The organism is Bradyrhizobium sp. UNPF46, assembly GCF_006658625.1.
Lineage (GTDB): Bacteria > Pseudomonadota > Alphaproteobacteria > Rhizobiales > Xanthobacteraceae > Bradyrhizobium > Bradyrhizobium nitroreducens.
The window spans coordinates 50,635-68,978 of the sequence record NZ_LFJB01000085.1 but is presented as its reverse complement, the minus strand read 5'-3'; the positions used below and the strand labels follow the sequence as shown (position 1 = coordinate 68,978).

Annotated in this window: 16 protein-coding genes; 6 read left to right on the top strand and 10 right to left on the bottom strand. The window is 65.8% G+C overall.

Annotated elements, in window-relative coordinates; genetic code table 11:
- Window positions 1-225 precede the first annotated feature (225 nt).
- Entirely contained in the window at window positions 226-3,036 is a 2,811-nt protein-coding gene (gene ppc / locus UNPF46_RS30755) for a phosphoenolpyruvate carboxylase (protein WP_142252495.1), read from the top strand.
- A 130-nt stretch (window positions 3,037-3,166) separates the two neighbouring features.
- Here ppc and UNPF46_RS30750 read toward each other — a convergent pair whose 3' ends face one another.
- From UNPF46_RS30750 to UNPF46_RS30740, 3 genes are all read right to left on the bottom strand, one after another.
- A complete protein-coding gene (locus tag UNPF46_RS30750; protein ID WP_142252494.1) occupies window positions 3,167-4,081 on the bottom strand; it encodes an SDR family oxidoreductase in 915 nt (304 codons plus the stop codon).
- Window positions 4,082-4,223: 142 nt separating this feature from the next.
- Window positions 4,224-5,363 carry a thiolase C-terminal domain-containing protein gene (locus UNPF46_RS30745; protein ID WP_142252493.1) on the bottom strand — a complete coding sequence of 380 codons (1,140 nt, stop codon included), beginning with the start codon at window positions 5,361-5,363 and terminating at the stop codon, window positions 4,224-4,226.
- 3 nt (window positions 5,364-5,366) lie between these two features.
- Window positions 5,367-5,780 (bottom strand): Zn-ribbon domain-containing OB-fold protein, encoded by a 414-nt coding sequence (locus UNPF46_RS30740; protein WP_100178942.1) that lies wholly within the window; start codon window positions 5,778-5,780, stop codon window positions 5,367-5,369.
- Between the two features lie 178 nt (window positions 5,781-5,958).
- On the opposite strand from UNPF46_RS30740, the gene UNPF46_RS30735 reads away from it, so the two are divergent.
- The gene (locus tag UNPF46_RS30735) at window positions 5,959-7,308 is read left to right on the top strand and encodes an amidase (RefSeq protein ID WP_142252492.1); all 1,350 of its coding nucleotides are present in this window, start codon (window positions 5,959-5,961) and stop codon (window positions 7,306-7,308) included.
- Window positions 7,301-7,987: a DUF2848 domain-containing protein gene (locus UNPF46_RS30730; RefSeq protein ID WP_142252491.1), complete on the top strand. Its 687-nt coding sequence runs from the start codon at window positions 7,301-7,303 to the stop codon at window positions 7,985-7,987. Before UNPF46_RS30735 ends, UNPF46_RS30730 begins: the two co-directional genes overlap by 8 nt.
- A 9-nt stretch (window positions 7,988-7,996) precedes the next feature.
- On the opposite strand, the gene UNPF46_RS30725 is transcribed toward UNPF46_RS30730, so the two are convergent.
- A complete protein-coding gene (locus tag UNPF46_RS30725) occupies window positions 7,997-8,887 on the bottom strand; it encodes a transglycosylase domain-containing protein (RefSeq protein WP_246668766.1) in 891 nt (296 codons plus the stop codon).
- A 125-nt stretch (window positions 8,888-9,012) separates the two neighbouring features.
- Here UNPF46_RS30725 and UNPF46_RS30720 point away from each other — a divergent pair, with 125 nt between their 5' ends.
- From UNPF46_RS30720 to UNPF46_RS30710, 3 genes are read left to right on the top strand one after another with little or no spacing between them, the layout of a single operon-like run.
- On the top strand, window positions 9,013-9,759 hold the full coding sequence (locus UNPF46_RS30720) for a 2OG-Fe(II) oxygenase (RefSeq protein ID WP_142252497.1): 747 nt from the start codon (window positions 9,013-9,015) through the stop codon (window positions 9,757-9,759).
- Window positions 9,760-9,768: 9 nt separating this feature from the next.
- Window positions 9,769-10,422 (top strand): DNA oxidative demethylase AlkB, encoded by a 654-nt coding sequence (gene alkB / locus UNPF46_RS30715; RefSeq protein ID WP_100178937.1) that lies wholly within the window; start codon window positions 9,769-9,771, stop codon window positions 10,420-10,422.
- 56 nt (window positions 10,423-10,478) lie between these two features.
- Window positions 10,479-11,723 (top strand): MFS transporter, encoded by a 1,245-nt coding sequence (locus UNPF46_RS30710; RefSeq protein WP_142252490.1) that lies wholly within the window; start codon window positions 10,479-10,481, stop codon window positions 11,721-11,723.
- Here the strand turns inward: UNPF46_RS30710 and UNPF46_RS30705 are convergent.
- The 6 genes from UNPF46_RS30705 to hpaH all read right to left on the bottom strand — a co-directional run bounded on the left by UNPF46_RS30705 (window position 11,701) and on the right by hpaH (window position 18,250).
- On the bottom strand, window positions 11,701-13,326 hold the full coding sequence (locus UNPF46_RS30705; protein WP_142252489.1) for a thiamine pyrophosphate-dependent enzyme: 1,626 nt from the start codon (window positions 13,324-13,326) through the stop codon (window positions 11,701-11,703). The genes UNPF46_RS30710 and UNPF46_RS30705 overlap by 23 nt on opposite strands.
- Window positions 13,327-13,353: 27 nt before the next feature.
- Window positions 13,354-14,223 carry a fumarylacetoacetate hydrolase family protein gene (locus UNPF46_RS30700; protein WP_142252488.1) on the bottom strand — a complete coding sequence of 290 codons (870 nt, stop codon included), beginning with the start codon at window positions 14,221-14,223 and terminating at the stop codon, window positions 13,354-13,356.
- A 151-nt stretch (window positions 14,224-14,374) separates the two neighbouring features.
- Window positions 14,375-15,358, bottom strand: coding sequence for a 3,4-dihydroxyphenylacetate 2,3-dioxygenase (gene hpaD / locus UNPF46_RS30695; RefSeq protein WP_142252487.1), 984 nt, complete (start codon window positions 15,356-15,358; stop codon window positions 14,375-14,377).
- A gap of 123 nt (window positions 15,359-15,481) precedes the next feature.
- Complete coding sequence (hpaE, locus tag UNPF46_RS30690; RefSeq protein ID WP_100178932.1) at window positions 15,482-17,020, bottom strand: 5-carboxymethyl-2-hydroxymuconate semialdehyde dehydrogenase; 1,539 nt, start codon at window positions 17,018-17,020, stop codon at window positions 15,482-15,484.
- Window positions 17,013-17,411 carry a 5-carboxymethyl-2-hydroxymuconate Delta-isomerase gene (locus UNPF46_RS30685; protein ID WP_142252486.1) on the bottom strand — a complete coding sequence of 133 codons (399 nt, stop codon included), beginning with the start codon at window positions 17,409-17,411 and terminating at the stop codon, window positions 17,013-17,015. The genes hpaE and UNPF46_RS30685 overlap by 8 nt, the downstream gene beginning before the upstream one ends.
- A 32-nt stretch (window positions 17,412-17,443) precedes the next feature.
- Window positions 17,444-18,250 (bottom strand): 2-oxo-hept-4-ene-1,7-dioate hydratase, encoded by an 807-nt coding sequence (gene hpaH, locus UNPF46_RS30680; RefSeq protein ID WP_142252485.1) that lies wholly within the window; start codon window positions 18,248-18,250, stop codon window positions 17,444-17,446.
- Between the last annotated feature and the right edge of the window lie 94 nt (window positions 18,251-18,344).

The following is an 18,344-nucleotide window of genomic DNA, read 5'->3' as shown; positions in this document are numbered from 1 at the left end:
CCATCCTCAACGCTATGCTGCGCGACCGAAAAATCTATAAGGTCGCACCGTCAACATAACAGTTGCCGGCTCTGCGCAGCAACGCTAAGGGGCGTTGCAGCGCGTCCGGGACACAAGCGGCGCCAGTGTGCGCCGCCACCAAGTTCATCTTGCGTTGCGGTAGAAAAATATCGCACACTCCTCCGGGCCGGGGAGCCGCAAGGAGCTCTTGAAGAGGAGCGAACCATGTCCCTCCAGACCGTATCGTCCGAAAGCCCCGACCAACGCGCCAACCGTCCTGAGGATGCCCAGGCGCTGGAGGCCGATACGCGGCTGCGCGACGACATCCGCCTGCTCGGGCGCATCCTCGGCGACACCGTGCGCGACCAGGAAGGCGAGGAATTGTTCGACCTGGTCGAGCGCATCCGGCAGACCTCGATCAGGTTCCACCGCGACGAGGACCGGCTGGCCCGCCGCGAGCTCGAGCAGATCCTCGACAGCATGTCGATCTCGGAGACGGTGCGGATCGTCCGCGCCTTCAGCTATTTTTCCCATCTCGCCAACATTGCCGAGGACCAGAACAACATCCGCCAGATGCGCGCCCGCAGCGCGGGCAAGGACACTGGAGCGCGCGGCGGCTCCGGCGTGCTGGCGGAAACGCTCGCCCATGCCAAGGCGGCGGGCATCGGCCCCGATCAGCTCCGCAGCTTCTTCAAGTCCGCGCTGGTCAGCCCGGTCCTGACCGCGCATCCGACCGAGGTCCGCCGCAAGAGCACCATGGACCGTGAGATGGAGGTCGCGCACCTGCTCGACCGCCGCGAGCGCGTGGCCCTCACCGCCGAGGAGGCCGATGCCAGCGACGAGCAGCTTCGCCGCGAGGTGCTGACGCTGTGGCAGACCAATCTGCTCCGCCGCACCAAGCTCACCGTGCTGGACGAGGTCGCCAACGGCCTGTCGTTCTACGACTACACCTTTCTGCGCGAGGTGCCGCGCCTCGTCAACGCGCTGGAAGACCGGCTGGAGGAGGGCGGCGAGCAGGCCGCCGGCGAGCTCGCCTCGTTCCTGCGCATGGGTAGCTGGATCGGCGGCGACCGCGACGGCAATCCCTTCGTCACCGCCGACGTGATGCGCGGCACGTTGCGGCTGCAGTCGAGCCGGGTCATGCAATTCTATCTCAACGAGCTGCACGTGCTCGGCTCGGAACTGTCGATCGCGGCGCACCTGGCCGACGTCTCCGAGGAGCTGCGCAAGCTGGCGGAGCGCTCGCCCGACACCTCGCCGCACCGGAGCGGCGAGCCGTATCGCCTGGCGGTTTCCGGCATCTATGCCCGCCTCACCGCGACGGCGGAAAAGCTGCGGGTCGAGATCACGCGCCGGCCGGTCGGCAAGGGCGAGCCCTACGGCAGCGTCAAGGAGCTGCAGGCCGATCTCGACGTGCTGCACCGCTCGCTGATCTCCAACAACGCCCGCGTCATCGCCCGGGGCCGCTTGAGGCTGTTGCGGCGCGCGGTCGACTGTTTCGGCTTCCATCTGGCGCGGCTCGACATCCGCCAGAACTCGGCGGTGCATGAGCGCACCATTGCCGAGCTAATGGACGCCGCCAATCCCGGCATGTCCTATCTCGCGCTCGGCGAGGACGCGCGCATTTCGCTTCTGACCAACGAACTGCGCAGCCCGCGCTCGCTGGTCTCGCCCTTCGTCAAATACAGCGACGAGACCATGGGCGAGCTGAACGTGTTCCATGCCGCCGCGGAAGCGCATGCGATGTTCGGCGCGGACGCCATTCCCCAATGCATCATCTCGATGTGCAAGGGCATGTCCGACATGCTCGAGGTCGCGGTATTGTTGAAGGAGGTCGGCCTCGTCCATCCGTCCGGGCGCAGCGCCATCAACATCGTGCCGCTGTTCGAGACCATCGAGGACCTGCAGGCCTCCAGTGTCGTCATGGACCGCATGCTGTCGCTGCACGATTACCGTCGCCTCGTCGACAGCCGCGGCAGCGTGCAGGAGGTCATGCTCGGCTATTCCGACTCGAACAAGGACGGCGGCTTCGTCACCTCGGGCTGGGAGCTCTACAAGGCCGAGATCAACCTCGTCGAGGTGTTCGAGCGACATCACGTGCGCTTGCGCCTGTTTCACGGCCGCGGCGGCTCTGTCGGCCGCGGCGGCGGGCCGAGCTATGACGCCATCATCGCGCAGCCCGGCGGCGCGGTGAACGGCCAGATCCGCATCACCGAGCAGGGCGAGATCATCTCGTCGAAATATTCCAACGCCGAGGTCGGTCGCAACAACCTGGAGATTCTCGCGGCTGCGACGCTGGAGGCGAGCCTGTTGCATCCGCGCCAGAGCGCCCCGCGCCGCGAATATCTGACCGCGATGGACGAATTGTCGAACCTCGCGTTCAAAGCCTATCGCGGCCTCGTCTACGAGACCGACGGCTTCGTCGATTATTTCTGGGCTTCGACCGTCATCAACGAGATCGCGACGCTGAACATCGGCAGCCGTCCGGCCTCGCGCAAGAAGACGCGCGCGATCGAGGATTTGCGCGCCATTCCCTGGGTGTTCTCCTGGGCGCAGTGCCGCCTGATGCTGCCGGGCTGGTACGGCTTCGGCAGCGCGGTCGAGCAGTGGATCGCGCAGCATCCCGACAAGGGCATGCCGTTCCTCAAAGAGCTCTACAGGGAATGGCCGTTCTTCCGCATGCTGCTCTCGAACATGGACATGGTGCTCGCCAAAAGCTCGATCGCGATCGCCTCGCGCTATGCCGAGCTCGTGCCGGACGAGGCGTTGCGCGAAAAAATCTTCGGCCGCATCCGCCGCGAATGGCACGCCTCGATCGAGACGCTGCTGGACATCATGGGGCAGGACCGGCTGCTGCAGGGCAATCCGCTGCTGGAGCGCTCCGTGCGCCATCGCTTCCCCTATCTCGATCCGCTCAACCACGTGCAAGTCGAGCTGCTGAAAGAGCATCGCGCGCAGAACCCGGACGAGCAGGTGCTGCGCGGGATTCAGCTGACGATCAACGGGATCTCGGCGGGGTTGAGGAATACGGGGTAGTGCGCTATGCGCGCGATACGCTCAGTCGTCATGCCCGGGCTTGTCCCGGGCATCCACGTACTTCGTGCCGCATCTCAAGACGTGGATGGCCGGGACAAGCCCGGCCATGACGGAGAAATATTGCGACGGATCAGACCGGATCCCAAGTGAAGATGTCGGCGGAGCGGTCGAGCTTGTAGAACGAGCCCTTCAGCGCCGGCATGCCGTGCTCCGCGATCGATTGCGGCGTCCAGCCTTCGCTCCGCTGTACCGAGCGGATCGGCCGGTTCTGGCTGAACAGGAAGATCTCGTTCATGCGCACGCCGAAGATCTGCCCGGTGACGTCCTTGGCGGCATCGGAGATCAGATAGCCGCAGAGCGGGGCGATTTTTTCGGGACCCATCTGCTTGATCTTCTCGACCCGCGCCTTCTCGGCGTCGGTCTCGGTCGGGATGGTTCCGATCATGCGCGTCCAGGCGAACGGCGAGACGCAGTTGGAGCGGACGTTGAAGCGGCCCATGTCGAGCGCGATCGACTTCGAGAGGCCGACGATGCCGAGCTTGGCGGCGGCGTAGTTGGCTTGGCCGAAATTGCCGATCAGGCCCGAGGTCGAGGTGAAGTGCACGAAGGAGCCCGATTCCTGCTCGCGGAAGATGCGCGCCGCGGCGTGAGAGACGTAGAACGAGCCCATCAGATGCACCTTGATGACGGCCTCGAACGCCTCCACGCTCATCTTGTGGAAGATCATGTCGCGCAGGATGCCGGCATTGTTGACGACGCCGTCGAGCCGGCCGAACGCATCGGTCGCGGTCTTGACGATCTTGCTGGCGGGAATTGCTTCCGCGACGCTTTCGAAATTGGCAACCGCCGTGCCGCCGCGCTTCTTGATCTCCTCGACCACCTCTTCGGCCGGAGCGGCGTTCGAGCCGGCGCCGTCGGCAGCGCCGCCGGGATCGTTGACCACGACCTTGGCGCCTTCGCCGGCGCACAGCAGCGCAATCTCGCGCCCGATGCCGCGGCCTGCGCCGGTGACGATGATGACCTTGTCCTGCAGTGATTTGCTCATGTTAGCCGCTCCGTTGTTGTCCCTGCGGCCGCGCCAAACCCAACTCGTCATGCGCGGGCCTGACCCGCGCATCCATCTTCGGAAGAGGATGGATTGCCGGGTCAAGCCCGGCAATGACGACACTTGTGTTGCTGGCGCAGCCCTACCTCTCGTTCGTAAACACGATCGTGCCACTCGCCGCGAACATGCCGCCGACACCATGACATACCGAAATCTTCGCGTTTGGCACCTGCGCCGGCGCGATGCCGCGCATCTGGCGCACACTCTCCTGCAGCGCGTACATGCCGTACATGCCCGAATGCATGTAGGAGAGTCCGCCGCCATTGGTGTTGAGCGGCAGCTTGCCGCCGGGCCGCGTATTGCCCTCGGCGATGAACTGGCCGGTCTCCTCATGCGGCATGAAGCCGAGATCGCCGAGGCCGAACAGCGGAAGATGCGCAAACGCATCGTAGATCATGAGATGGTCGACGTCCCCGTGCGCGATGCCGGCTTCCTTGAAGGCCAGCGGCCCCGCGGTCTTGAACGCGCGCGAGGAGTTGAACGTCTCCATCTGGCTGACCATCGGAGTTTCCACGCTCTCCCCGGTGCCCATGACGTAGACGGGCTTGCGCGGAAAGTCCTTGGCCCTGTCCGCCGAGGTCAGGATCAGCGCACCGCCGCCATCGGTGACGAGGCAGCATTGCAGCAGCCGGAACGGATAGGCGATCATGCGCGAGTTGAGGACGTCGGCGACCGTGATCGGGTCCTTCATCATCGCCCGCGGATTCTTCGCCGCCCATTCCCGCTGTACCACGGCCACCGAGGCCAGTTGCTCGTGCGTGATGCCGTAGGTCTTCATGAAGCGCAGCACGGGAATCGGGAACATGCTGGGCGGGCCGTAGACGCCGTAGGGCGCCTCGAACTGGCCGTTGAGGCTGTCCGGCGGCGTCGAGCGCGGCAGCTTGCCGATCATCGACTTGCCGCTCTCGGCATGGGTGATCAGCACCGTCTTGCACAGGCCGGCCTCGATCGCCGCGGCCGCGTGGCGGACGTGCAGCATGAACGAGCAGCCGCCGACCGAGGTGCCGTCCACCCAGGTCGGCTTGATGCCGAGATAGTGGCAGACCTGCTGCGGCGTTTCGACCGCGGTGGCGAAGCCGTCGATGTCGGAGAGCTTCAGCCCGGCGTCCGCAATGGCATTGAGCGCTGCATCCGCGTGGAGCTGGAGCTGCGAGGCGTTGGGGATGACACCGAGCTCGGTGGTCTCGGCCGCGCCGACGACGGCAACCTGATTCCTGCGCATGGCTTATCCCTTCGCCGGACGAAACACGGGGAGGGTGATCTTGTCGTCGAGCGCCTGGAAAGCCACCTCGAGCTTCATGTCGAGCTCGAGCGCCTCGGGCGTCTGCGGGCAGTCGATGATGTTGCTCATCATCCGCGGCCCCTCGTCGAGCTCCACCACGGCGATCGCATAAGGTGGCGTGAAGCCGGGTGCGGCGGGACGGTGGTTGATCACGTAGCTGTAGAGGAAGCCCTTGCCGCTCGCCTTGAAGATGCTGACCTTGCGCGAGGCGCAGGACGGACAGAATGGCCGCGGCGGAAAGTAGACATGCGCGCAGGCGTCGCAGCGCTGCAGGCGCAGTTCGCCGGCTTTGGTGCCGTCCCAGAAATGCTGGGTCTCCGGCGTCGGTTTCGGTCGCGCGCGCTGCGGTTCGGCCATGTCGGAAGACCCTCCCAGGGGACAGGCTTTACGCCCGCCTATTTCGACCTTGATGCGACAATCGACCATGGCGCGTCAACGGTCCAGCAATGTGCATGCATGCCATCATGCGCACAATGCTTGTGTCGAACTGAGCCAGCGCTATAGATTGCGCGCGACAATATTCCGTGAGACAGACATGCCCGATTTTCCGACACTGGCGAAGCTCGCCGAAGACCTCGAAAGCGGCCGCACGACCTCCCGAAAGCTGGTCGAGGCGTGCATTGCCAGGATCGCCGACCCTGCCGGCGAAGGGCAGCGGGTCTTCATCCATGTCGACAAGGACGCCGCGCTCGCGGCGGCGGATGCGATGGACGGCTTGCGCAAGGTCAAGGCGGCGCCGTCGCGTTATGCCGGCATCCCGATCTCGATCAAGGATCTGTTCGACATCAGGGGCCAGGTGACGCGCGCCGGCTCCCGCGCGCTCGACGATTCCCCGGCGGCCGAGCACGACGCCGCGACGGTGGCGCGGCTGCGCAAGGCCGGCTTCGTCCTGATCGGCCGCACCAACATGACCGAGTTCGCCTATTCGGGCATCGGCATCAATCCGCACTTTGGTACACCCAAAGGCGCCTGGAACCGGGCCGAGGGCCACGTGCCCGGCGGCTCGTCATCGGGCGCCGCGGTCTCCGTGCTCGACGGCATGGCGCATGGCGCGCTCGGCACCGACACCGGCGGCTCCTGCCGCATTCCGGCGGCCTTCAACGGCATTGTCGGCTACAAGCCGACGCAGCGGCGCGTGCCGCTCGATGGCGCCGTGCCGCTGTCGTTCTCGCTCGACAGCATCGGGCCGCTGGCGCGATCGGTCAGCTGCTGTGCCATTCTCGACGCCGTGCTGGCGAATGAGCCGATCGTTGCCCTGAAGCCGCGTCCCGTGAAGGGCATGCGGCTGGCGGTGCCGACCACGATCGCGCTCGACGATCTCGATGCGGAGGTCGCCGAGACCTTCGAGCGCGCGCTGAAATCGCTTTCCGACCACGGCGCCATCATCGACCGCATCGAGATGGCGGAATTCCACGATATCGGGCCGATGAATGCCAAGGGCGGTTTTGCGGCCTCCGAGAGCTACGCCTGGCACCGCTATCTCATCACGTCCAAGGGCGACGTCTACGATCCCCGCGTCTCCGTCCGCATCCTGCGCGGCGAGGCGCAGAGCGCGGCCGACTACATCGATCTGCTCAACGAGCGCCGCTCGCTGATCGCCCGCGTCAATGCACGCATCGCGCCCTATGACGCCCTGGTGCTGCCGACCACCGCCAACACGCCGCCGAAGATCGCCGACCTTGCCGACGACAAGGCCTTCACCACCCAGAATTTGCGCGCGCTGCGCAATTGCACCCTGATCAACATGATCGACGGCTGCGCCATCTCGCTGCCCGCGCATCGCGAGGGCGAAATTCCCGTCGGCCTGATGCTGGCGGGGGCGGGCGGCTCGGACCGTCGTATCTTCGAGCTTGCTGCCGGCATGGGGGCCGTCATTCGTGTTTGACCTCACTTTCACCGTCGACGCCCAGGACACCACCACGCCACTGACGCTGGCGATCGACCAGATGGTCATCGCCGGCTGGACCGGCCGCGACCCCGTCGCGCGCGACAAGCACATCAAAGAGCTGCAGGAGATGGGCATCGCCCCGCCGGCCTCGACGCCGATCTACTACCGTGCCTCGGCCCGGCGGCTCACCCAGGACGACAGCATCGAATGCTGCGGCGGCGACTCGTCGGGTGAAGTCGAATTCGTGCTGATCGGCTGGCAGGGCCGCATCTTCGTCGGCTGCGGCTCCGATCATACCGACCGCAAGGTCGAGGCCTACAACGTCACGGTCTCCAAGCAGATGTGCGACAAGCCGATCGCCTCGACGCTGTGGGAGCTGGAGGACGTCATCGGCCACTGGGACAAGATGATCCTGCGCTCCTACGCCACCATCAAGGGCGAGCGCGTGCTCTACCAGGAGGGCACGCTGGACGCGATGCTGCCGGTCAAGGACCTCATCGCGCGCGGCTTCGAAGGCGGAAAATTCCCCGACGGCTGCGCCATGTTCGGCGGCACCTTCGCGGCCAAGGGCGGCATCCGCCCGGCGGAGCGGTTCGAGTTCGAGCTGGAGGATCCCGTGCTGAAGCGGACGATCAAGCATGGGTACGACGTGGTGACGCTGCCGGTGCGGGGGTGAGCGGCGTCGTCATTGATTGACGGGCTTGGCTTGAGCGCCCGGTGCTTCCCTCAGCAGTAGCGGCCGGCTCTTGGCCACTGCCGCCTGGGTATCGCCGATCAATCCAGCCGTCTGCATGCGATCGATGGCGTAATCTCGTGAGCGAGTGTCGAATGTTCGATTGGGGGACGGCTGTCGTGCGCGCGTCATGAGAAACGCGACTTCGTCGATATCGAGGTCCGCGAGCGCCTTTCCAAAGTAGGCCTCGGCCCCGGCCGCCACGCCATATGCACCGCGACCCAGATAGCTCTCATTGAGGTAGATCTCGAGGATCCTGTCCCGGGACAGGCTGCGGGTGACGCGCTGCATGAAGTAGATCGTCGCGATCGGATCCATCTGCCGGTCATGCCCCGGACTGAGCAATTTTAGGCAGTTCGTGACAGATTGCGTGATGCCGGCCGGTCTCGGGCCGTGGCCGGTACCCAGGCCCAGCGCGATCTCGACGATCGGATTCAACGACCAGGCGTCGTAGAAGTCCGGTTGCTCATAAGCGGTTACCGCCTTTCGGAGCAGGGGCGGGATATCGGCGAGGGGAATGGTGGGCTGCTTGGGATCGTTCCTGCACGCCGGGCCTGTCGATGAAACCGACGCGAGTTGGGCTTCGGTCGGAAGGCCGATGTTGTAACCGTAGTGCCAGACCAGCCAGGCGAAGATGGCCAGCAAGCCCGCGACACCGAGCGAGAGCAGGACCAACGCGGTCTTGGCAGCAACGACGAAGAATTTGCGCATCGCGTGCAGGCTGAAGGAGCGGGACGGAGTGCGTACAACCTCGCGGTGGAACCAGACGGAATTGGGGCGGCGCGGTCTCGCGGAAATCGGGTGGTTGTTCGAACCATGATCTGCCACACCCACTGCCGTCATTCCGGGGCGCGCCCATTTGGGCGCGAGCCCGGAATCCATCGAGCCGCAAGGTTGGTGGATGAATGGACTCCGGGCTCGCGACGGCGTCGCGCCCCGGAATGACAATAGTGGACAGGATGACCGCTATGGCAATTGCGAAACGTGCCCCCGCTGTCGATGAGGCGACCGACCTCGCTGCCCACGTTGATGCCCTGGGCTGGCCCCAAATCACCTCCGAGCTAGACACCCAGGGCTGCGCCGTCCTGAAGGGCCTGCTCACGCCCGGGCAATGCGGCGCCATCGCCGCGCTCTATCCGGACGACACGCACTTCCGCAGCCGCGTCGTCATGGGCCGCCACGGTTTTGGCCGCGGTGAATACAAATATTTCGCCTACCCGCTGCCCGACCTGATCGCGCAGCTGCGCCCGGCTCTCTACGCGCATCTGCAAGGCATCGCCAACCGCTGGAACGAGGCGATGGGGATCGATATCCGTTATCCAGCCGAACATGCGGCGTTCCTGACGCGCTGTCACGACGCCGGGCAGGCGCGGCCGACGCCGCTGCTGCTGCAATATGAGGCCGGCGACTACAACTGCCTGCATCAGGATCTCTATGGCGAGCACGTGTTCCCGCTCCAGGTCGCGATCCTGCTCTCCGAGCCCGGCCGCGATTTCACCGGCGGCGAATTCGTGCTGACGGAACAACGCCCGCGCATGCAGTCGCGCGCCGAGGTGGTGCCGCTGGCGCAGGGCGATGCGGTGGCCTTCGCTGTGCATCATCGCCCGGTGCAGGGGACACGCGGCACCTACCGCGTTAATCTGCGCCATGGCGTCAGCAGGATCAGGTCCGGCCAGCGCCACACGCTGGGTGTGATCTTTCATGATGCCAAATGAGCGCTGCGATTGACGGGTGATCTGTTCGACAGCGTCGCCGAGGCGCAGCCGTCGCGCGAGGAGATCGCCGACGGCGCCGTGCTGCTGCGCGGCTTCGTCAGGCCGATCGAGAGCGAGCTGATCGAAGCGGTCCGCGCGGCCGTGGCGCAATCGCCATTCCGCCGCATGACCACGCCCGGCGGCCACCTGATGTCGGTGGCGATGACCAATTGCGGCGAGCGCGGCTGGATTACCGACCATACCGGCTATCGCTACGATCCCATCGATCCCCGCACCGGCGCGCCGTGGCCGGCGATGCCGCCGGTGCTCCGCGATCTGGCCTTGCGCGCAGCGGAGCAGGGCGGCTTCGCAAACTTCGCCCCCGATGCCTGCCTCGTCAACCGCTACGAGCCCGGCACCCGGCTGTCGCTGCATCAGGACAAGGACGAGCTGGATTTCAACGCGCCGATCGTCTCGGTCTCGCTCGGCCTGCCCGCGACCTTCCTGTTCGGCGGCATGGCACGCAGCGACAAGCCGCGCCGCTTCCGGCTGGTGCATGGCGATGTCGTCGTCTGGGGCGGTGCCAGCCGGCTCGCCTATCACGGCGTGGCACCGCTCGCCGACGGCGAGCATCCGCTGCTCGGTCGGAAACGGATCAATCTGACGTTCCGCAAGGTGGCCTGAAGCGGTTCCTTCGCGCCTGTCCATCGTCTAAGCTTCGGCGAGGGGGAGGCGGCGACATGACGACGACAGAGGTCTCGACCGGCGCGAGCAAACGCGCAACTCGCACGGGACTTTATCTCGCCGTGCTGCAACTGGTGTTCACGCTGGGCTGGACGACTTATGTCGTCTATCTGCCGAAGCTCGCAGCCGATGTCGGCATCGCGCCGGCGGCGGTGATCCTCATCCTGATGCTGGACCAGGCCATCTTCACCATCGCCGACACCGCGATGGGAATCGCCGCCGACAGGATTGCGCCCTTCGCCGGCAGGCTCGGCCTGTTCGTCGGCGTGCTGGCGGCGATCTCCTGCGCGGCCTTCGTCGCAATGCCCTTCGTGGCCGGGATCGGCGCGGGCGCGCAGGCCCCGTTGATCGCGCTGATCGTGGTCTGGTCGATCACGTCGTCGGCCCTGCGCGCCCCGCCGCTGACCCTGCTCGGCAAATATCGCGCAAAGCCACAGGTGCCGTTCCTCGCCGCGCTGGCCATGCTGGGCTATGGCGTCGCCGGCGCGGTCTCGCCCTATCTCGGCGTCGTGCTGCGCGAGCATGACGCGCGGCTGCCCTTCGTGATCTCCAGCGCCGTGCTGCTGCTGACGGCACTCGGGTTGTCGCGGGTCGAGTTTGAGGTGGCGCGCGACACCTCGCCGCCGACGCCGGCCGAAGCGGCCAAACCGCTCGGCCTCGTGCCGATCGCCTTCATCGTCGCGATGGTGGCGCTGGCGCTCGGCTATCAGCTGCACTTTGCCATGAACAGCGCGCCGTCCTATCTGCGGTTCGCCGCAGCCGGTGAGCTGCAATGGCTGATGCCGGTGTTCTGGATCGGCTTCAACATCGCGATGTTTCCGGCGAGCCTCGTCGTCAAGCACCGCGGCGGCCTGATCGTGATGGGCGCTGCCGGGTTGCTCGGCGCGGTCGCGATCGCGGCGGCCGAGCTTGCCGGCAGCCTCAATAGCCTGATCGCCGCTCAATTCCTCGCCGGCGCCGCCTGGGGCTGCATGCTCATGAGTGCGATCTCCGCGGCGCTTGCGATCGGCTCGACCGGCGCGGAGGGCAAGGTCACCGGCCTCGTGTTCTCCGCACTCGCGCTCGGCACCTTCGCGCGGATGGCGGCCGTCGCCGGCGGCCTGCAGAAGATGCCGGACTACGCACCGCTGCTGCACTGGGCGCCGGTCGCCTGCTGGTCGGTCGCAGGCGCGGGCCTGCTCGTGATCGCGGCGGCCCAGCTACAGGGCGTTGCTCACGTCAAGGCTTCGGCGGGTGGATGAACGCCCAGGGGCTGACTTCCGAATCCCTGGTCACCTCGACCGAGATCAGATACGGCCCGCCATGCGCGAGCGCCTTCTCCATCGCGGCCTTGAACTGGTCCGGCGCAGTGACGCGCGCGGCCGCGACGCCGAAGGACTCCGCCAGCTTGACGAAATCCGGATTGACGAGATCCGAGGCCACCACGCGGCCGTCGAAGCGTTCGCGCTGGTCGCGGCGGACATTGCCGTAGGCGTTGTTGTTGAACACCAGCGTCACCACGCCGATGTTGAACTGAACGGCGGTGGCGAGCTCCTGCACGCCGAACATGAAGCCGCCGTCGCCGGTGATCGCCACCACCGGCTTGTCGGGATTGGCGACCTTGGCCCCGAGCGCGGTCGGGAAGCCCGAGCCGAGCGTGCCCTGGTAGCCCGAGGTGATGAAGGTACGCGGCTGGTAGATCGGAAAGCCGTACCAGGAGGCGAAGCCGAATTGCGAGAGCTCATCGGTGACGATCGCATTCGCCGGCAGCACCTCGCGCAGGATGTTGAGATAGGCCATCTGCGGCTGGATGCGCTGGATCTCCTGCTGCGCCGCCGCGCTGGCGTCACGAATGGTTGCGCGGCGGCCGGCCATCTTGCTGTAACCGGCCCTGCTGACGGCGGCAGCGAGATCTGCGGTTGCGGACTTCGCATCGGCGACGATGGCGGTATCCGAGATGAACCGTCGCATCTCGACCGGATCGATGTCGATGCGGATGCTTTTCAGGCCAGGGGGCAGATACGGCCAGCGCGACATGGTCGGCAGCTCGAGCCGCGTGCCGATGCCGATCATGAGATCGGTGCTCGGCCATAGCTTGTAGGCGGCGGCCATGGTGAGCCCGAGCTCATGGGCGTTGGAGACGATGCCGCGACCACTGCGGAAGGCGACGACGGGCGCATCGATCATCTCGGCGAGCTCGAGGATTTCCTCGCCTGCTTCGATCGCGCCGCTGCCGACGAAGATCATCGGCGCCTTGCTGTTCTTGATGAGGGCTGCGGCCTGCTTGATCATGTCAGGGTCAGGCTGCGGCGCCGGCAGCGGCTCCAGCACCGGAGCTGCCGCCGTTGCGGCGCGCTGTGTGAAGATATCCCAGGGCATCTCGACCGAAGCGGGGCCGCGCCGGCCCGACATCATCTCCTGGAAGGCGCGCGCGACGACCGTCGGCGCGTTGGCGGGATATTCGATCCGGTCGGCCCATTTCACATAGGTGCGCAAGGTCGCAAGCTGGTCCGGCATTTCGTGCAGATGGCCGCGGCCCTTGCCGAGGAATGACGTCGGCACCTGGCCGGTGACGCACAGCACCGGCTCGTTGCAGCCGAACGCGGTCAGCAGCGCCGCACTGGCGTTGAGCACGCCGGGGCCGGGCACCACGCTGAACACGCCGGGCCTGCCGCTGGAGCGGGCATAGCCGAACGCCATGTAGCCGCAGGCCTGCTCGTGCCGTGCGCCGATCACCTTGAGCTGGGCCTGGTGGAAGGCGTCGAACAGCCCGTAGACCTGCGCGCCCGGCAGGCCAAACACGGTGTCGACGCCATGGGCGACAAGGCCGCTTACGATCGCTTCGCCGCCGGTGAGGGTGGTCATTGCATCATTCCACTTCGATTTTTTTGGTCAGGCTTCGTCGACGACACCGTTGCGCAACAAGCCGATGCCCTCGGCGGCGACCTCGACGACGTCGCCGGGCCTCAGGTAACGCGGCGGATCGAACCGGGCGCCGGCGCCGGTCGGCGTGCCCGTGACGATGATATCGCCGGGGACGAGGGTTGCGAAGGTCGAGATATAGTTCAAGAGATAGCGGAACGGAAACATCAGCCGGCTGGTGCGATCGTCCTGCCTGAGCTCGCCGTTGACATGGGTGGTGAGCCTGATGTCGGCGATCTGCGATTCCCGCGTGTAAGGCACCAGCCACGGGCCGAGGCTGCCGCTGGAATCGAAGTTCTTGCCTTGCGTGACGTTGAATTTGGCGTGGCGCAGCCAGTCGCGCACCGAGCCTTCGTTGCAGAGCGTGAGCGCGGCGATGTGGTCGAGCGCGCTGCTCTCCGGGATGTGGCGGCCCGCCTTGCCGACGACCAGCACGATCTCGCCCTCATAATCGAGCTGAGCGGAGGCGCGCGGGCGCACCAGCGGCGTGTCGTGGCCGACGAAGGAGCGGGGCGAGCGCATGAACATGCTCGGATATTTCGGCGCCTCCTGGCCGTCCTTGTACTCGGCGTTGCGATCAGGGTAGTTGACGCCGATGCAGATGATCTTTTCCGGCGCGGGCACCGGCGGCAGCCAGGTGATGTCGGTCAGCGCGTGGTCCGGCTTGCGGCCCGCGGCTTCCTCGGCAAGGCTGATGAGCTTGCCGGCCGCGATCACCTCGCGCAGCGTCGGATAGTGCTTTGCGTAACGCCCGGAGAGGTCGACGATGCCGCCCTCCAGGACGGCACCGTAGCTGACGTCACCCTTGACGGAATAGGTGGCGAGGCGAGGGAGCTTCATCGGCAATCTCTCCTGTCGCAGGGACCCATACCGCGCGATCTAACGATGTGGTCGCCGGCCGTACCGAACGACCAGTCTTCACCAAACCACGTCCTGTGGTTATGGGTCCCTGCGTTCGCAGGGACGACGGCCTGAGAGGTTCTCGCGAGCATCAATCCGCCACCAGCACGTCGGCCACGAATTTCGGCTCGCGCACGGCCTGGCCGGTGAACGGCGAGCCCTGCTCGAACCAGGAGCGCGGGGCGGGGGCGCCCCACAGCGTCTGGCGGCGCGGATCGCGCAGCGACCAGCGCAGCGGTTCGTGGTCGTGATCCCCGGTGAAATAGTCGCTGGTGTAGAGCTCGAGCCGGTGGCCATCAGGGTCGCGCACATAGAGGAAGAACGCGTTCGAGATGCCGTGGCGTCCGGGGCCGCGCTCGATGTTCTTCACGAAGCCCTGCGAAGCCATGACGTCGCAGAGATGGATGATGTTCATCGCCGTCGGCGTCCAGTAGGCGAAATGATGCAGGCGCGGGCCCTTGCCGTTGGTGATGGCGAAGTCGTGGACGTTGCCCTTGCGATGCATCCAGGCCGCTGCGATACGGCCGTTCGGTCCATCCTCCTCGGCGTATTCGGTGAGGCGGAAGCCGAGCCGCGCGTAGAAATCGACGGTGTCCTGCACCTCGGCGGCGAACACGTTGAAATGGTCGAGCCGCTGCGGGTGGCAGCCCCTGTAGAGATCGTAGCGGCGCAGCAGATGCGGGCGCTTGTCCATCGCCGCATAAAGCTCGATCTGGAAGCCGAAGGGATCGGTGAACTGCAGGGTGCGGCCCTGGAACGGCTGGTCGACGAAGGCGTAGCTCAGACCGTTCTCGGACAGGAACGCGGCAGCCTTGTCGAGGTCTTTGTCATTGCCGACCTTGAAGCCGAGCCTGTTACAGGCGGGCGCCGCGGCCTTCCGCAACACCAGCGAGTGATGCTGGTGCTCCTCGGCCGCGCGCAAATACACGACCTTGTCGTCGGCATCCTCGACATGCAGGCCGACGGTGGTCTCGTAGAACTCGCGGCTCAGCTTCAGATCGGTGACGTCGAGCACGACGTGGCTGGAGCGGATGATGTTGAACGGCGGCTCGAAGATATGTTGTGGTATGGGCATTGGCGTTTCCCCTCGGTCCTGTCATTCCGGGGCGGCTCGCAGAGCCGAACCCGGAATCCATCGCGCAGCAGAGTTGGTGGATGAATGGATTCCGGACACGCGCGTCGCGCGCCCCGGAACGACTCAAATTCCCAGCCTCTGAATCTTGTGCGTGCCCCGCGCCAGCGAGACGTGCTTGGTTTCCATGTAGAAGTCGAACGAATAATCGCCGCCGTCGCGGCCGATGCCGGAGGCCTTCATGCCGCCGAACGGCGTCGGCAGATGGCGGACGTTTTCCGAATTCAGCCAGATCATGCCGGCCTCGAGCGCGTCCGCCACGCGCAAGGCGCGGCCGACGTCGTTGGTCCAGACATAGCCGGTGAGGCCATAGCGGATGTCGTTGGCGATCTCGATCGCGTCAGCCTCGTCCTTGAAGGGCAGCACGGTGAGGAAGGGGCCGAACACCTCCTCCTGCGCCACGCGCATCCTGCCGTTCGCGCCGGTGACCAAGGTCGGCTCGACATAATGTCCGCCGCCCGGGCCGTCATGGGCCTTGCCGCCGACCGCGATGGTTGCGCCGTCCTGCCGCGCGACGTCGAAATAGGAGCAGACCTTTGCAAGATGCCGCTCGTGGATCAGCGGCCCGATCTCGGTTGTGGGATCGAGGGGATGGCCGACCTTCAGCGCCTTCACGCGCGCGGTCAGCTTTTCGATGAACTTGTCGGCGATGCTCTGCTGGATCAGCAGGCGGCTGGACGAGGTGCAGCGCTCCCCGTTGAGCGAGTAGATCATGAACACGACGGCATCGAGCGCGCGGTCGAGATCGGCGTCGTCGAACACGATGACGGGATTTTTGCCGCCGAGCTCGAAATGCACGCGCTTCAGGGTCGGCGCGCCCTGAACCATGATCGCCGAGCCCGTCGCGCTTTCGCCGACGAAGCCGATCGCCTTGATGGCGGGGTGCTCGGTCAGCGCCTTGCCGGCCTCCTCGCCGAAGCCGTGCACGGTGTTGAGCACGCCGTCGGGCACGCCGGCCTCCTTGACCAGCCTGGCCAGAATGGACGCCGTCACCGGCGACCACTCCGCCGGCTTGTGCACGACGGTGCAGCCGGCCGCCAACGCCGGGGCGATCTTCCAGGTCGAGAGCATGAACGGCGTGTTCCACGGCGTGATCACGCCGACCGGGCCGATCGGCACGCGCGTCGAGATGTTCCAGTGCTCGTCGCTCGGCGTGTTGAGGCCGTCGCGCGCCTCCGCGCATTTGTCGGCGAAGAAACGGAAATTCTCGGCGGCGCGGATCGCCGCCTTGGCCATGAAGCGATAGGCCTGCCCGGTGTCGATGCATTCGAGCACCGCGATGTCCTCGGCATTGTCCTCGATCGCGTCGGCCACGCGATGCAGCAGCTTCTTCCGCATCGCCGGGCCCATGTCGCGCCAGGATTTGAAGGCGAGCGAGGCGGCCGTCGCCGCCGCGTCGATATCCTCCGCATTGCCGCGCGCGACACTGGCGAGCGCCGCGCCATCCACCGGCGACCTGGTCTCGAAGGTCTCGCCGGAAATCGAGGCGACGATCTTGCCGTCGATCATGTGACCGATGCCGTCGGCACGCAGCGACTTCAGGAGCGGTGCGGCGCGATCGCGGTTGGCCTGGAACACATCGGCTTTCGGGCTGGGCTTATCCATGGGCAGCTTCCGTTTTCAGGGCGTCGTGGATGTTGTTGCGCTTCCAGCTGGTGTCCTTGTCGTTGATCTGCATGTCGAACGACAAAGCGAACTTGCTGGCGGCGAAGACGGGATCGAGATGCTTCGAGAGCGCCTGGAAGACGTGCTCGCCGGCTTTCTGGCGCGTGGGAAGGTCGCGGCCCTCGCCGATGCGCAGCACCATGTCGAGAAAGCCGTAGTCCTGCCGTGCGTCGGCGATCGCATAGTGCTCGCACCTGACAGCGCGGACGCGGATGCCGCCGAGCGGGAAGATGCCGGTCTCGACCGCCGCCTTGCGCACGACCTCGCAGACCAGCTTCATATCGAGACGGCTGTCGAGATTGGCCGAATATTCGATCGTGAAATGCGGCATCGCGGTTTCACTCCCTGTGTCGTCTTGTTGCTTTACGCGAAGTAGCAGCTGACCGAGCCGTAGGCGCCATAGTCGGCCTGAATTGTGTCGCCCTTGCGGGTCTCGATCGGACGGATGAAGGAGCCCGCGAGCACGACCTGTCCGGGCTCCAGCGCAAGGCCGAACGGCGCGATCTTGTTGGCGAGCCAGGCGACGGCGGTGGCGGGATGATTGAGCACGCCGGCGGCAAGGCCGGTCTCCTCGAGCTGGCCGTTCTTGAAGCACAGCGCGCCGATCCAGCGCAGGTCGGCGTCGAGCGGGCGGATCGGCCGTCCACCGAGCACGATGCCGGCATTGGCCGCGTTGTCGGCGATGGTGTCGAAAATCTTGCGCGTCGCCTTCGTCTTGGGATCGACGCGCTCGATCCGCGTGTCCAGGATCTCCAGCGCCGGCACCACGAAATCGGTGGCGTTGAGCACGTCGAACAGGGTGCAGTCGGGGCCTGCGAGCCGCTTGCTCATGACGAAGGCGAGCTCGGCCTCGACACGCGTCGCGATGAAGCGCTCGGTCGGAACGATCCCGCCATCGGCGAAGAACATGTCGTCGAGCAGCACGCCGGAATCCGGCTCGTCGATGTTGAGCGCGCTCTGCATCGCCTTCGAGGTCAGGCCAATCTTGTGGCCTTTGACGAGGCGCCCCTCCGCGATCTTGACGTCGACCCAGGCCTTCTGAATCGCGTAGGCATCGGCGATGGTGATCTCGGGAAAATCCTGCGAGAGCTGGCGGATCTGCGTGCGGGTCTTCTCCGCCTGGTGCAGACGCCGCGCGCAAGCTTGGATATCGTCGTTGGAAAGCGCCATTTGTGATCTTACAAATTGGGGTGCCGCGAAATACTTAACATGTTAAGTGAATGCGTCAAACACAATTTCGGCTTGCTGCACTGCAAACGTTTCG

What these genes read in the sequence shown, in the direction of transcription:
- ppc (WP_142252495.1), top strand. Translation starts at nt 226, where the DNA reads ATGTCCCTCCAGACCGTATCGTCCGAAAGCCCCGACCAACGCGCCAAC.
- UNPF46_RS30750 (WP_142252494.1), bottom strand. Translation starts at nt 4,081, where the DNA reads ATGAGCAAATCACTGCAGGACAAGGTCATCATCGTCACCGGCGCAGGC.
- UNPF46_RS30745 (WP_142252493.1), bottom strand. Translation starts at nt 5,363, where the DNA reads ATGCGCAGGAATCAGGTTGCCGTCGTCGGCGCGGCCGAGACCACCGAG.
- UNPF46_RS30740 (WP_100178942.1), bottom strand. Translation starts at nt 5,780, where the DNA reads ATGGCCGAACCGCAGCGCGCGCGACCGAAACCGACGCCGGAGACCCAG.
- UNPF46_RS30735 (WP_142252492.1), top strand. Translation starts at nt 5,959, where the DNA reads ATGCCCGATTTTCCGACACTGGCGAAGCTCGCCGAAGACCTCGAAAGC.
- UNPF46_RS30725 (WP_246668766.1), bottom strand. Translation starts at nt 8,887, where the DNA reads ATGACGGCAGTGGGTGTGGCAGATCATGGTTCGAACAACCACCCGATT.
- UNPF46_RS30720 (WP_142252497.1), top strand. Translation starts at nt 9,013, where the DNA reads ATGGCAATTGCGAAACGTGCCCCCGCTGTCGATGAGGCGACCGACCTC.
- UNPF46_RS30710 (WP_142252490.1), top strand. Translation starts at nt 10,479, where the DNA reads ATGACGACGACAGAGGTCTCGACCGGCGCGAGCAAACGCGCAACTCGC.
- UNPF46_RS30705 (WP_142252489.1), bottom strand. Translation starts at nt 13,326, where the DNA reads ATGACCACCCTCACCGGCGGCGAAGCGATCGTAAGCGGCCTTGTCGCC.
- UNPF46_RS30700 (WP_142252488.1), bottom strand. Translation starts at nt 14,223, where the DNA reads ATGAAGCTCCCTCGCCTCGCCACCTATTCCGTCAAGGGTGACGTCAGC.
- hpaD (WP_142252487.1), bottom strand. Translation starts at nt 15,358, where the DNA reads ATGCCCATACCACAACATATCTTCGAGCCGCCGTTCAACATCATCCGC.
- hpaE (WP_100178932.1), bottom strand. Translation starts at nt 17,020, where the DNA reads ATGGATAAGCCCAGCCCGAAAGCCGATGTGTTCCAGGCCAACCGCGAT.
- UNPF46_RS30685 (WP_142252486.1), bottom strand. Translation starts at nt 17,411, where the DNA reads ATGCCGCATTTCACGATCGAATATTCGGCCAATCTCGACAGCCGTCTC.
- hpaH (WP_142252485.1), bottom strand. Translation starts at nt 18,250, where the DNA reads ATGGCGCTTTCCAACGACGATATCCAAGCTTGCGCGCGGCGTCTGCAC.